This window comes from Mycobacterium sp. URHD0025 (assembly GCF_000426065.1).
In the GTDB taxonomy this organism is placed as follows: domain Bacteria; phylum Actinomycetota; class Actinomycetes; order Mycobacteriales; family Mycobacteriaceae; genus Mycobacterium.
Window position 1 is genome coordinate 291,310 of the sequence record NZ_AUEQ01000009.1, and the last position, 13,750, is coordinate 305,059.

The window sequence follows — 13,750 nt, forward strand, 5'->3', positions numbered from 1 at the left end:
AGGTGTGCTCACCGATCGGCTGATTCTCGTCCGGCATCTTCCCCCTAACTCACCTGGTGCGCCGCCGGGCAGCAGCCACCGCCACCGCCGCCACCATCAACGCAAGACACGCCGCGGTGACGGTGAAGACGATCCTGCGCGCCCGCACATTACCCGCATCAGGTTGCGGCGGGCCTGCGATCGGTGAAGCAGCCGTGACGTCGCGCTCGGCGGCCCCCGGTGGGAGCTGGTAGGTCAGTGCGGCGACTGGGTCCACGACTCCGTAACCCGTGGCCTGGTTGGGTCCATTCCCCGGGGTGCGTGCCGTCCGTTCGACCAGATCCTTGACCTCACCGGCGGTCAGGCCGGGGTAGCGCGACCTGATCAACGCCACCAGGCCCGACACGAACGGCGCTGCGAAGCTCGTGCCGTTCAGTGGTGCCAGCCCCTGCTGGCCCAGCTGTGCGTTGCTCAGACCGGGTCCGGCGGCGTCCAGTGACGTGACCCGCTCACCCGGTGCCGCCACCGCCACCCACGGACCGTGCAGGCTGAAGTCGGCCGGGGTGGCCGACGTGGTGACGGCGCCGACGGTCAGCACGTAATCGGCGAACCAGGCCGGGCTGGCGATGGTGCTGACACTGTTCCAGCCGTTGTGCAGCGGCTGATTCGGATCGTTCATGTTGTTCTGCGCCTTGCACATGCTCTGGGAGTTGAAGTTGCCCGCGGCAGCCACCACCACGACATTGCGTTCGTAGGCGTACCGCACCGCACGCCCCAACTCCCTGTCGTCCATTCCCGCCGACACGGGTGCGCAGGCCACCTCCGACAAGTTGATCACCGTGGCCCCGAGGTCCACCGCCCGGGCGATCGCCAGCGCCAGCGTGTGGGTGTTGCCGTATCCGATCGATGTCGCGTTGGGATCGTCGTTCTGGCCGCTGCTGGTGCCCGCGACGCTGAAGGCGCCGCTGTTCTGCCGGATCGACAGGATCGTGGCCTCGGGGGCCACCCCGGCGAAGCTGTCGCCGTCGGCCGGAACCGCGCCGATGATGCCGGCGACCAGGGTGCCATGCGCGTCGCAGTCGACCAGGCCGTCGCTGTTCGACACATAGTCGCCGCCCGGCTCGAGCGCCGGGAGCCGCGGATGGCGGTTCACGCCGGTGTCGATCACCGCCACCTTCTGCCCGGCGCCGCGCGAAAAGCGCCATGCCCTGCGGTATTCGAGCATGGCCTCGGCGCTCGTCTGCTTGGTGAAATCGGTGCCGGGCAGCACGCCGGTGGGGATACCGCAGATCGACTTCTGTTCGGTCGGCTGTGCCGGGGCCACCGGCCCGCTGGGCGGCGGCCCGGGTTCGACGACGGGCGGCGTCACGGCACCGGCCGGCGGCGCGCCGAAGCCGGACAACGCGACGGTGAGAACGACGGTCACCACCGCCGCGGACCGCCGGGGGCTCATCAGCCGTCCAGCCGTTCGTACAGTCCGAGCGGCCACAGAGCAAGCGGGATCACCGCGGCGACGGCCGCATAGTCGAGATACGCCACGGCCACATACACGGAGGCCATGCGCAGCTTTCGGCTGTCTCGGCCGACCACACGGACCACCCCGGCGACGGCCAGCACCGCCAGCACGACAACCCCGGTGAGCTGCAATGGCCACACCCCGGCCTGGGATTGCACACAGGTGACCAGCACGAGCGCCACAGCCGGCACGGCAAGCGCGGCGCGTTCGGGCCAGGTCGCGGCCCGGCGGCTGCGCAATGCCGGCACCGCAGCGCAGATCAGTGCGAAAGCGAAGGCGGCCCACCCTGTGTCGGTGCGCATCAGCGCCGTGGCGCTGATCAGCGCGGCCGTGGCGGCACCGGCCAGCAGGCCGGAGCGGGTCAGCACCGCCGAGTGCACCCGGTCCCACACCTGTTCCGCACTCGGCATGGGTGTGCCCGGCTGCGGCTGCACGGCCGACGTGGTGAACGGGTCGTCCGCCCGCGAGGCGCCCGCGGAAGCCGTCGGGTACTGGTCCAGCCGCGCCGTCAGCGCCGGCACCGCCAGGCAAGCGAACACCGCGACCACCGCGGCCAGGGTGGCCACGACTGCGACCGGCACACCCAGCGCCCGGGCACCGAACGCCACCGCTCCGAAAGACAGCAGCACCTCGGCGGTCACGTAGGTCCAATGGCCGGCACCGATCACGCGGTGACAGAAGACGGTGAGCCCCAACAGTATTGCGGACGCCGCGGCGAGGCCGACCGCACCGTGTGGGGCCGCCGCGACCCAACCTGCCGCGGTGCCGATGGCGATCACCGGCGGACCGGCCGCCGCGGCGATGTCGGCCCGGCCCAGGAACCGGCGCACGAATGCCGCACCGGCGATCAACACGGCAAGCGTCAGCGTCGCGGCGATCATGATCGTCGGCCGGTGCGCCGACAACGCGGGGGCCAGCAGGAGCACCACCCACACTGCCGAGCAGAGCCACAATCCTGTGAAGGCCATCGTTCGCGCCGCGGTGGCACTCCAGGCCGCGTACGACGCCCGGTTCAGCCGGGCCGCGGCATCCACCACATCGTCGTACAGCGTGGGTGGCGACAACGCGCGGCGAGCCGAGAGGCGCAGCAGCTCACCGTTTTCCACCCCGGCCTCGCGCAGGGTCCGGTCGGGTGCCAGCGCACCGGACCGGTCTTGGCGACTGAGCTCCCAGAAGGTCCGCCGCTCGTCGCGGTCGGCCATGTCGTCACTGCGCTCGTCGTCGCGGGACTTGATCAGCCGGGCCAGCTCTGGAAGGAAGGCCGCCACCGGGACGTCGGCCGGGAGCGCGACATCGAGTTGGGTGCGCCCGCCCACCACCGACACCCGGATCGCCTCGGGCGCAGCGGACACCACGTGGACCGCGCGAAGCTCCTCGACCCCGGTCACAGGTCGGGCATCCTCGACAGTTGCACCACACCGCTGCGGGTGCTCCGCGAAACCAGCATGCCGCGGCCCGGAGGCATCGCGCTGGCCTTGTAACCGCCGAACAGACCGCCCTCGTCTTTGCTGCCGCTCATCACCAAACCGTTGCAGGACAGGTCTTTCAGGCGGCCGACGATCGGGTCCATCATCGCCCGCCCGGCACCGCCGCTGCGCCGGGTGACCACGACGCGCAGCCCGATGTCACGCGCCTGTGGCAGAAACTCCACCAGCGGGCCGAGCGGATGGCTCAGGGAACCACCGGGGATCAGGTCGTAGTCGTCGATCATCACGAACAGGTCCGGACCCGACCACCAGGATCGTTCCTTGAGCTGCTGCTGAGTGATGTCGTTGGGTGGCAGGCGATCTCTGAGGGCACCGGCCAGTGCCGTCATCAGATCCGTACACGACTGCGGGGCCGTGGCATAGCCGCCGAGGTATTCGTCGGGGACGACGCCGAGCATCGAGCGACGGAAATCGACCAGGATGATCTTGGCCTCGAGCGGGCTGGCGTTCTCCATCACACCGGCCGCGATGTTGCGCAACAGACCGGTCTTTCCGCATTCGGTGTCGGCGAACGCCACCAGGTGCGGCTGGGAGTCGAAATCCAGGATCACCGGCGCCAGCTCTTCCTCGTTGATGCCGATCGCGATTCGTGACTTGCTGAGTTGACCGGCATCGCGGGCCACCCGTACGACATCGTCGCGGTTGACGTCGTGCGGCAACATCCGCACCTTCGGCGCCTCGCGGTCCTGGTAGTGGGCGCGTACCGCCTCGACGGCTCCGGCGACCCCGGCAGGCAGATCCTCCACGGTCGAGCTGGAGTCCAGCCGCGGCAATCCGATCAGGATGTGCAGCCGCTCGGAATTGATGCCCCGGCCTGGCCGACCGATCGGCACCAGTTCGGCGGACCGGCGCGCCACCTCGCTGTCGATCGGGTCGCCGAGCCGGAGCTCGACGCGGGTGCCGAGCATGTCCTTGACCGCAGGCCGGATCTCCATCCAGCGCGAGGCGGTGATCGCCACGTGCACACCGTAGGACAGACCCTGGATGGCCAGGGACTGGATCACCGGGTCGAGCTGCTCGAAATCGCTCTTGATCGACGCCCAGCCGTCGACCACCAGCACCACATCGCCGAAGTTGTCCTGGCTCAACGGATCCAGCGCCGCCTCGGCCGGCGGCAGGCCGGCCAGCAGGGCCTTGCGCTGACGGAAGTCGCGCATCGACTCGATACCGAGGTCGCGGAACAGTTGCTCCCGGCTCCGCAGCACGCCGGCGACCTCGGCAACGGTGCGCCGGATGGCGTCGGCGTCCATCCGGCCGGCCACGCCGCCGACGTGCGGCAGCTTCGCCAGGCTGGTCAGGGTGCCGCCGCCGAAGTCCAAGCAGTAGAACTGCAACTGCTCGGGAGTGTGGGTGGCGGCGGCGGACAGGATCAGGGTGCGCAGCGCGGTGGACTTGCCCGATTGCGGCCCGCCGACCACGGCCACGTTGCCCTGGGCGCCGGACAGGTCGACCATCAGCACATCGCGGCGCTGATCGTAGGGCCGGTCCACCACACCCATCGGCATCCACAGCCGGCCGTTGAGGTTCTGCGGCGACGACCAATCCGATTCCGGCAGAAGCTCGTTCACCGCGGGGCTGTCGTCCAGCGGCGGCAGCCACACCTCGTGAGCCGGCCTGCCGTGACCGCGCAGCCTGCTGACCACCATGTCGAGCAACGTGGTCTTGCTAGGCCCGGAACTCGCCCTTTCCGGCTCGGCCTCCGGAACATCGTGCGGCAACGACACTCTCGCGGGCACCGGATCCTTCTTGACCGGGGTCGCGGTGAACAGCTTGGGCGCCAGCGCCCCCAACTGCGTCACCCGCCCGGTGCGCGCCGAGACGCGCGGCTTGACGTACTCACCGGACACGTAGCACGCGTTGAACCGGATCGGTTCGGAAGCATCGCATTTCAGGAATGCCGAACCGGGAACGCTGGGCAGGTGATAGGCGTCGGGTACGCCAAGCACGCTGCGTGACTCACCGGCCGAGAACGTCTTGAGACCGATCCGGTAGGACAGGTGCGAGTCCAGGCCGCGCAGCTTTCCCTCTTCGAGTCGCTGTGAGGCCAGCAGCAGGTGCATGTGCAGGGAGCGGCCCAGCCGGCCGATCATCACGAACAGCTCGGCGAAATCGGGTTTCTGCGAGAGCAGTTCGGAGAACTCGTCGACGACGATGAACAGTGCGGGCAGCGGTTCGAGGTCCGCGCCTGCCGCGCGGGCGCGCTCGTATTCGGTGACGTTCGGGAAGTTTCCCGCGGAGCGCAACAGCTCCTGGCGCCGGTTCATCTCGCCCGCCAGCGCGTCGCGCATGCGGTCCACCATGGTCAGCTCGTCTTCGAGGTTGGTGATGATGGCCGCGATGTGGGCGATACCGTCCAGCCCCAAAAACGTGGCCCCGCCCTTGAAGTCGACCAGGACCAGGTTGAGCTGCTCGGGTGAGTGCGAGGTGATCATCGACAACACCAGGGTGCGCAGGAATTCCGACTTGCCCGATCCGGTGGCGCCGATGCACAGCCCGTGCGGGCCCATGCCACCCTCGGCGGCCTCCTTGATGTCGAGCTCGATGGGCTGACCGTTCGGGGTGATACCGATCGGCACCCGCAACCGCTCCCGCGGGGACCGCTGCCGCCATATCTGTTCGGGCACGATGCCCGCGGCGTCGGGGATCTTCAACAGCGCCATCAGGCCCGGGTCGACCGCCCTCGAATCGGCTTCCAGGCTGACGATGTGCGCGGCGTTCGCCGGGCGGTAGCGTCCGATCCGCCGGGCCGTGGTCTCGGCCTCGGGGATCGTGATCGTGTCCGGGGTGGCGAAGCGTTCGACACCCACCGCGGTGCGGGCCGCCACATCGTCGCCCTCGACGACCAGTTGCAGGCTGCGACGGGCCGATGCGCCGGCGCGCAGACCGTTGAGGTCCAGCAGCGTCACACTGTCCAGCCCGGCATCGGTGATCAACTGCTCGTCGCCGGTGACGAATCCGTCGTCCAGCACGACGACCAGTTGTTTGAGGCCCTGCGTCGGTTGGGCGTTGCGGGTGAACCGGCCGCGTTCGGCCAGCTCCGCGGCGAGCGCGGTCTCCATCAGCTCGAGCGTGGGGAACAGCAGCCGCATCGAACCCATGCCGTCGCGGGTCGACGCATGCTGCGCGTGCGGCAGCCATTTGACCCAGCTCCAGTTCTCACCGTCGGGGTTGGCCGTGACGATCGCCACCTGCACGTGGTCAGGGCCGTGAAAGGTGCACAGTTCCAGCACCATCGACCGCACCAGCTGCTGCGCGAGCTTGCGTTCCCCTTCGAACGTGATGGTGGGGAACGCGCGCAGCGACACCGCGGTCGGCAGTGCGTGCACCACCGAATGGGTCTTGACGAACCTGCGCAGTGCGACCGTCGAGACCGGTTCCAGATCCTCGGGCGGCCCGGTCTCGGGGGCCATCAACCGGGTCGCCAACCGGTGGGTCCCGATCCCGACGCGGATGTGGCAGTAATCCGCGTCGCTGGGCCGCCGCTCCCACATGCGCCGCGTGCCCACCACATCGCTCAGCGCCCGTGGATCGGGGTGGCTCCATTCCAGTGCCGTCCGTTGTTCGGCGCCGGTGGTGTCGGCTTCCTCGCGAAGATTGGCCAGATAACTGAAGTAGTCCTTGCGTTCCTCGTTGAGCTCGGCGGCGGCTTTGCCCGTGCGGTTCCCGCCGCCCATGAACATGCCGACCATCGACATGATCATCATCATCGGGAAGAGCAGGAACATCGGGCTTCTGGCCATGTCCCGGCCGCCGACCGTGACCATCAGCGCGATCATGCCGATCACCGCGACGAGCATCACGAACGGCATCAGACGCATCATCAGGTTGCCCGGAATGGCCCGTGGCACCTCGGGCGGTGGGGCCAGGTTGACCTCGCCTCCGGGCATCCGAGGCGGCGCCACCCGAAGGCGGCGGACGAACCCCTGCGTACTCAACCTTCCCTCCCCGGGAGCTGCTGGAGCCGGATGCTGGGTATTGTTCGTGTCGAGCAATCCCATTGCGCAGGAGGCCGACTGGATTGTGACCCTACCGCCCTCGTCAGCACGGCTCGAGTCAAGGCTTGAGTCGGAGCTTGATCCAGAAGCCGAACCCGAGCTGAGCCGCTTGACCCTGGTGGTCGGCGAGCTGAACATCGACGTCGGGCTGCCCGCACACGTCAGCATCGCCCAATACATGCCCGATGTCATCGATATCGCTAATGAGCAGATCACCGCACAGGACGCGATCATCGAGTTCGACGCCGCCGATGGGCGGTGGACACTGGCCCCACTCGGCGGCGAGCCGATCGCCCCGCACCTGTCCCTCGGTGAAGCAGGTGTCCACGACGGCGACCTGCTGATGATCCGTGCGGTGGGCCAGCCGGTCAGCCCACTGCTGTTCGATGACGTCGACGACACGAGCGCCACAGCCGCCGGGCCCGGCGCCGTCCGGAGCTGGCTCACGGCCAACGCCGACGCATTGGCGGGCTTCGGTGTCACCGCGGCCGCCGCCGTCACGCTGGCCGGCGTCCTGACACGTTGGGCCGCGGTGCCGGCTGTGCCGGCGGCAGTGCTGGTCCTCGGCGTGATGGGAGTGCTGCTGGCCTGTCTGGTGGCGCACCGCGCTTCGGCGGGCACGGCGCCCGCCTGGATCGTCGCGGTGTCGACGCCGTTGGTTTTCGCGGGCTCGCTGTACCTGGTGCCCGATGGTTCCGGCGCCACATCGCTGCCGATGGCGTTCGCCCTTGCCGCGTTCGGCGCACTGCTGGTGCTCCTCGTCTCGGGCAGCGGATCGGCCGTGTACACGGCGATCATCGCGATGTGCGCTTTCGGCGGCGTCAGTTCGACGGCGATGTTGCTGTGGCAGCCGCCCATCCGTTCCGTGGGCGCTTTGCTCGCGACGGTTGCCGTTATCGTCGTCTACCTTGCCCCGCGGGTGACCATCGGGCTGTCGAAGTTGCCGATCCCGCGGGTGCCGACGGCCGGTGAACCACTCGACGACATCGAGACCCAGGGCGGCACCACCGTCGAGGGCGTGAACGCGATCGGCAAACAGATCATCCCCACCGAGGAAGATCTGATCAGCCGGGTGCGGCGGGCCAATCAGCACCTCACCGGGATACTGGTCGCGGCGGCCGTCGCGGCCCTGGCCGGTTGTTACCTCGCAGTGGATGTCACAAATGGCTTCTACTGGCAGGGCACTGTTTTCGCCCTCATGGTGGCGACGGTGCTGTGTCTGCGCGGACGCGGCCATCACGACCTGGTGCAGTCGGCGACGCTCATCGGCAGCGGGCTGACCATCGCCGTCGCCGTCATCCTCAAGACCGCGGTGTACGTCGAGAGCTGGGAGGTCCGCTCGTTCGTCCTACTGCTCGCCCTGATGGTGCTGATCCTGGCGTGCGGACTCGTCGCACCGCTGCGCGAGTTCTCCCCGGTGATGCGGCGTCAGGTCGAGATACTCGAATACCTCGCCGTGGGATCGCTTTTCCCGCTGTGCTTCTGGATCATCCGGGTCTACGCGTTCTTCCGCGAGATGCGCCTGTAGGCACCGCGGCTCACCGCTCGCCCGTCGACACCTTGCTGCTGTCGGGGTCGGCGGCCATGCCGTCATGGGCGACCAGAGCCGCCTCCTGGGACAGCTCCGGCCCGGGCGGCAACAGCGACAGCACCGGCCACGGCGCCCACTGCGGGGCGTTGGCCGGGCCGTCGGGAACCTTCACGCCGCTGACGCCGAGCACGTCGGCGGTCGGCTGATCCTTGATGTGGTAGCGCACTCCGGTGTCGGAGACGTAGAACAGCTGCCCTGTCGAGCGGCTGTCCGGATCATTACCGGTGGCCTGCACGAACTCACCGGCTCCCGGTGTCAGATACACCGAGTCCGCTCCCGACCCGCTGCCGTCGGCACTGGCCAGCCGAACCATCTGCGCCCCTTCGGCGGTGGGCAGCCGGTGCCCGACCAGCAGCTGCACGTCGGCGCGAGCATCGGTGTTGGACCGCTGCCAACCCATACACACCACGCGGTCCGGGTTCGGCGGCACGATCCGCGGCGACACCAGCGGGTAGTGGTCGATCGGCAGCCGGTGAACCGTCGGCACCTCGGCCAGGGTCGCGGGCGCGATCTCGGCGATCTGCCCGGTGGCCACCTCGCCGGATGCGCTGTACCGGATGATGTCCGCGGTCGCCTGGGTGACGGGCTGCAGCCCTTCGCGCAGCACGACATAGAGCTGCTCACCGCGGGAGTCGACGGACTTGACGATCGCGCCGACGGGATGGTCGGGTCCGAGCGGGCCGGGCTCACCCGAACCCTGGATCAGCACCGGCGTGATCGGGTCGACCAGCGGGAATGTGTTGAGCAGGGACGACGACATGGGCCGGGTGGCCGCGCCCTGGAGGTGAAGTCCGTTGACCAGGACCGGATCCGACACGTCGATCGGGGCCCGCACACCGCGGTAGACCAGATAGGTGGTGCCACCGGTTTCCGTGAGGATCGCCTCGGCGGAATCGACCGGGCGGATGCTGTCGTCGAGCACCGGATCGTTGGCCAGCACCGTCGTCTGCAGACTGGGTGTGCCGGTGGTCTCGGTGACCCCCGGCATCAGCAGGTTGTCGCAGACGGTCCACGACGACATTCCCAGGTCGTCGCCGCGGTTGATACTGGCCGGCGCGCCGACGATGCCGACCATGGGCCCGCGCGGTACGGCGTCGAGGAACTTGTCGTCAACCTGTTTGGGGCTGTCGGTCTTGCCCGTGATCAGCCTTGCCGACGCGAGATTGAGCACGGGGTGGATCTGGTCACCGATCCGGACGTACGGGGCACCGCTCGATTTGCTCAGCACGATCTGGGCATCGCCGATGTTGGGGGCCGGCTTGAAGAACGCCATCACGGCGGACGCCCCCGTGATCAGGACGGCGATCACCATCCCCACGATCAGGGCCCGCATCTGGCCGCGCATCGGATCGTGGATCATCCGCGAATCGCCCCGGATGAGCGCGTGCTCAAGGCGACGGATCAGGAAACGGTAGCCGTTCACCTGTGCGCGAGTGGTAACTTGCGCTGGCATGCGTAGGGTATAGCACGTCCGCACCACCTCGACATGAATCCTTGAGAGCGGCTACTGAAATGCGATGCGTCCATTGGCTTTCGCAGCAAAGCTGACGACAGCCGGCGAAACCGGCCCGCAGCGGCTGGTCCCCCTGCTCGACCTGGTTGTCCTGCAAATACTGGTGTGGGCGGGCATCGTCGTCGCTCAGCAACTGCACCGGCCCGGCTGGCAGGGCGCAGTCGCGGGCCTCATGGTGGGACTGCTGGTGGCTGCCCCGGTCGTCAGGGGAACGACGGCCCCCCGGGCGCTGGCGCTGCGCGGGAGGTATCTGCGCAACCGACGGCGGCGCACGCGCAAGCGCGCAGGCAAGACCGGGCCCGGTCCACTACCCGCCGAACCGTTCGACGTTCCGACCGCCGACGGATTGCAGATCGGATTCCGTTGGAACGGCACGACTTTGCTGTCCTTGCTGCGTATCGACGAAAATCCCAGGGCTCTGACGGTTTTGGAGCCGGGGGTCACGGTTTCCGGCGAGATGGTTCCCGTGCAGGCCCTGTTGGACTGTCTGCGCCAGTTCGACATCACGCTCGAGTCCATCGACATCATCAGCCAGGGCGCCCGCTCGGCCGGTCACACCGACGTCGCGGCCGTCTATGACTCCGTGTTGGGGCCGCTGCCCGCGATCGCCCAGCGCACCGTGTGGATTGCCGTGCGGTTCAACCCGTCACGGTGCGCAGAGGCGGTCCGGCGCCGCGGCGGCGACCGCGACGGCATCCTGCGGGCCGCCACCACCGCGACGCGGCGCGTCGCCAACCGGCTGGCCGAAGCGGGCCTGCAGCCCCAGTTCCTCTCCGCGAGCGGCATCGCGGCAGCCACCAATCAGCTCAGCGACGGCGTCAATCTCGGGAGCGTGGAAGAGACGTGGGAGGACTGCCGCGAAGGCCACTTCCGGCTGTCCAGTTTCGCCGTGCAGCCGGACATGCTGACCACGGCGGGCCTCGGACTGTTGTGGACAGTGCCCAGCTACTCCACCACGGTGTGCCTGTCACTGCGTGAGGCCCCCGATCACGGCGGCGAACAGGATCTGGTCCAGGTCCGCGGATTGGTCCGCTTCGACAGCGACGTACGCGTACCCACCCAGCTGCGCGGCCTGACCCCGTTGCACGGTCAGCAGTTTTCGGCTCTGGCGGCCACGCTGCCGATCCCGGCGGTTCCCGGGGCCGGCCGGCTCGCGCACTGGGCGTCGGGTCTTCGCGGCGACGCGCTGAGTGAGCTGGCGCTGCCCGCGTCGGGCTGTGGTCAGGTGATCGGTGCGGACCAGGAGGGACGCGCGGTGGCGCTGCCGGTGTTCGGCCCGCAGATCCGGCGGGTGGCGATCATCGGCACGCTGCACCTGGCCCAGCAAGTGGTGCTGCGCGCGCTCGCGTTGGGCGCCCGGGTGCTGGTGCACAGCAGGCGGCCGGCGTTCTGGCGTGACATGGTCGACGTCGTCGGCCGTCATGATCTGCTGTGGGTTGCGGACTTCAACCGGCGCGCCATCCAGGCCGGCGCGGAGCGCAATTACACCGTCGAGATGTTCGACGGTGTTCCCGAGCAGTCGGTCCGGATCGGCGTCACCACCATGGTGCTCGCACCGCCCAATACAGCGGCCTCTGATAACGCCGACGTCGTGCTGGACCTGATCTCACTGGAACATGACACCGTCAAGGTCAGCACCCAGGCCGGCTCGGCGGTGGTCACGATGGTCGCCACCGATGACGAGATGCGCTATCTGAGAGCATCCGCGAACAGCACTGACTGATGTGAAGGAGTGATCGTGGTCAATCCGCTTCATCGCAACCTGTCGATCGCAGTGGTGGTGCTGGGCCTGGCCGCCTACTGCGTGAGCTTCGGCCCGGCCGCCGATGGCGGTGGCAATGACTGGCACGTCAGATTCGCCGTACTGGCGGCCCTGGTATCGGCAATCGGCCTGCTGCCCAAGCAGACTGCCGGACCGTGGCTCCCCGCAGTCCTGGCCGCCGCGGGTTTTCTCGACGCCCTGTCGAGCGTCCTGAGCTCTGCCTCGGGCGCCTCGGGATGGGTGCTGACCACCGTCGCGGTGCTCACCGGACTACAGGCCGTGGCGGCCGCCGTGGCGTGGTGGCAGGCACCGGAGACGCCGACGGCGGCCACTGCCGCCGGCGGATATGAGGCCTACCTCGACTACTACAACCAGGCCGTGCAGCAGTACTACCAACAAGGCGCGGTGGCACAACCGGATTCGGCGCAGCGCAGCGGTTACGGCCAGGCCTATGCCCAGGCCTACACCCAGTCGCAAGCCCAGGCGCCGGCCACCGGTGCGGCCGCGCGGGTCACTCAGCAAGCGCCCCAGTACGGCGACTATGCCGATCTGCTTTCGCCACAACATGATTACGGCCAGGCCACCGCCACGGCTCCCGCCCAGCCCGGCGCGATCGTGCCCCCGCCGGGGCGAGCCGGGGCAGGCACTGCCCAGTCACCGGTACCGCATGTGCCGCAGCGCGCCGACGAGTCAGCGCGGCCGGGTGAGCCGATGTAGCAGCCAGGCGAACGGCACCGTGACCGCCAGCGTCACGATCCACAACACGGTGGCAGAACCGGTGTAGACGTTCCAGCCCAGCACGAACTCCATGACCAGGTCCATGGCGACCACGTGCAGCAGGAAGATCTCGTAGGAGATCTCGCCGAGGGCGACCATCGGCCTGCTGCCCATCACCCGCGCGTAGAGACCGTCACCGCCCAGCGCCAGCGGTGCCACCACGAGTGCCGCGATGAGCGCATAGAACAGCGTTTTGGCCACGTCTTCGGTGAGGCCGAGGGCGGGTGCGGTGATGGTGCCCGCAATCGGGGTCGAGACCACCAGGTAGCAGGCCAGCGCCAGCGGCAACGCCGCCATCGCGTAGCAGCGCACACCCATCCTCGCCAGTACGGCCAGAATCATCCCGGCGACGAACCAGACCAGGTAGTGCGGCAGCCAGGCGCCGCCCGCCACCGGCAGCCAGTCGGTCTTGTGCAGCAACACCAGCCACACCGGGCTGACCGCGGCCAGGACGGTCAGCCCGGTCAACAGCAGTACGGGCCGAAACTGCTTGCGGCACAAGACCACCAACAACAGATAGGTCAGCAGCGGCAGGATCGCGTAGAACGCCACCTCCACCGCCAGACTCCACATCTGGGTCAGGCCCTGGTGCAGATAGGCCGTGAAGTAGTTGTCGCTGTAGATCTGGGTCAGGGTCAGGTTGCGCAGCAGGCCCGCCCAGGTGTGCCCGGGATTCGGTTGCACGGGACGAAGTTCATAGATGCCGTAGACGACGAGGACCGTGACGGCATAGGCGGGCATGATGCGACGGAACCGGTTTCGCGCATAGCGTCCGGTGCTCGGCGCGTCGGTGCCCGTCGCCGCCGCCCGCACCCAGGGACGGAACAGCAGCAGCCCGGACAGCACGAAGAAGATCGCCACCCCGACCTCCAGCCGCGCGCTCATCAGGCCCAGGTAACCCTGCGAGAGCAGGCCGGTGCCGTACGCCGCATGCGTTCCCATCACGGTCATCGCGGCCACCGCGCGCACTCCGGTGAGCGCGGCGACGCGATCGGCGTGCGAGACCTGTTCCAGACCGCCCTGCTCGGTCTCGCTCGACGACGTCACCGGGCCAGTATGCGACCGAGCCCTCCCGGCCGAGTTCGATGACCCGGTCGCCGAGTCCACGAACGCGACGAATATGCGCATTC

Annotated in this window: 8 protein-coding genes; 3 read left to right on the forward strand and 5 right to left on the reverse strand. The window is 68.6% G+C overall.

Annotated features, from left to right (window positions below; genetic code table 11):
• Positions 1 to 49: 49 nt before the first annotated feature.
• From mycP to H977_RS0114085, 3 genes are read right to left on the reverse strand one after another with little or no spacing between them, the layout of a single operon-like run.
• Positions 50 to 1,432, reverse strand: coding sequence for a type VII secretion-associated serine protease mycosin (gene mycP, locus H977_RS0114075; RefSeq protein WP_029108465.1), 1,383 nt, complete (start codon positions 1,430 to 1,432; stop codon positions 50 to 52).
• Positions 1,432 to 2,883: a type VII secretion integral membrane protein EccD gene (eccD, locus tag H977_RS0114080; protein ID WP_051288841.1), complete on the reverse strand. Its 1,452-nt coding sequence runs from the start codon at positions 2,881 to 2,883 to the stop codon at positions 1,432 to 1,434. The genes mycP and eccD (H977_RS0114080) overlap by 1 nt, the downstream gene beginning before the upstream one ends.
• On the reverse strand, positions 2,880 to 6,917 hold the full coding sequence (locus H977_RS0114085) for a type VII secretion protein EccC (RefSeq protein ID WP_029108467.1): 4,038 nt from the start codon (positions 6,915 to 6,917) through the stop codon (positions 2,880 to 2,882). Before H977_RS0114085 ends, eccD (H977_RS0114080) begins: the two co-directional genes overlap by 4 nt.
• 169 nt (positions 6,918 to 7,086) lie before the next feature.
• On the opposite strand from H977_RS0114085, the gene eccD (H977_RS0114090) reads away from it, so the two are divergent.
• Complete coding sequence (gene eccD / locus H977_RS0114090; RefSeq protein ID WP_353588041.1) at positions 7,087 to 8,505, forward strand: type VII secretion integral membrane protein EccD; 1,419 nt, start codon at positions 7,087 to 7,089, stop codon at positions 8,503 to 8,505.
• A gap of 10 nt (positions 8,506 to 8,515) precedes the next feature.
• On the opposite strand, the gene eccB is transcribed toward eccD (H977_RS0114090), so the two are convergent.
• The gene (gene eccB / locus H977_RS0114095) at positions 8,516 to 10,021 is read right to left on the reverse strand and encodes a type VII secretion protein EccB (RefSeq protein WP_029108469.1); all 1,506 of its coding nucleotides are present in this window, start codon (positions 10,019 to 10,021) and stop codon (positions 8,516 to 8,518) included.
• A gap of 64 nt (positions 10,022 to 10,085) precedes the next feature.
• Between eccB and eccE the strand changes: the two genes are divergently transcribed.
• Positions 10,086 to 11,804, forward strand: a complete 1,719-nt coding sequence (gene eccE / locus H977_RS0114100; RefSeq protein WP_051288842.1) for a type VII secretion protein EccE — start codon at positions 10,086 to 10,088, stop codon at positions 11,802 to 11,804.
• Positions 11,805 to 11,819: 15 nt separating this feature from the next.
• Complete coding sequence (locus H977_RS34445) at positions 11,820 to 12,560, forward strand: DUF5336 domain-containing protein (protein WP_155946638.1); 741 nt, start codon at positions 11,820 to 11,822, stop codon at positions 12,558 to 12,560.
• Here the strand turns inward: H977_RS34445 and H977_RS0114110 are convergent.
• The gene (locus tag H977_RS0114110; protein ID WP_029108472.1) at positions 12,534 to 13,667 is read right to left on the reverse strand and encodes an acyltransferase family protein; all 1,134 of its coding nucleotides are present in this window, start codon (positions 13,665 to 13,667) and stop codon (positions 12,534 to 12,536) included. The two genes, H977_RS34445 and H977_RS0114110, sit on opposite strands and share 27 nt — an antisense overlap.
• Between the last annotated feature and the right edge of the window lie 83 nt (positions 13,668 to 13,750).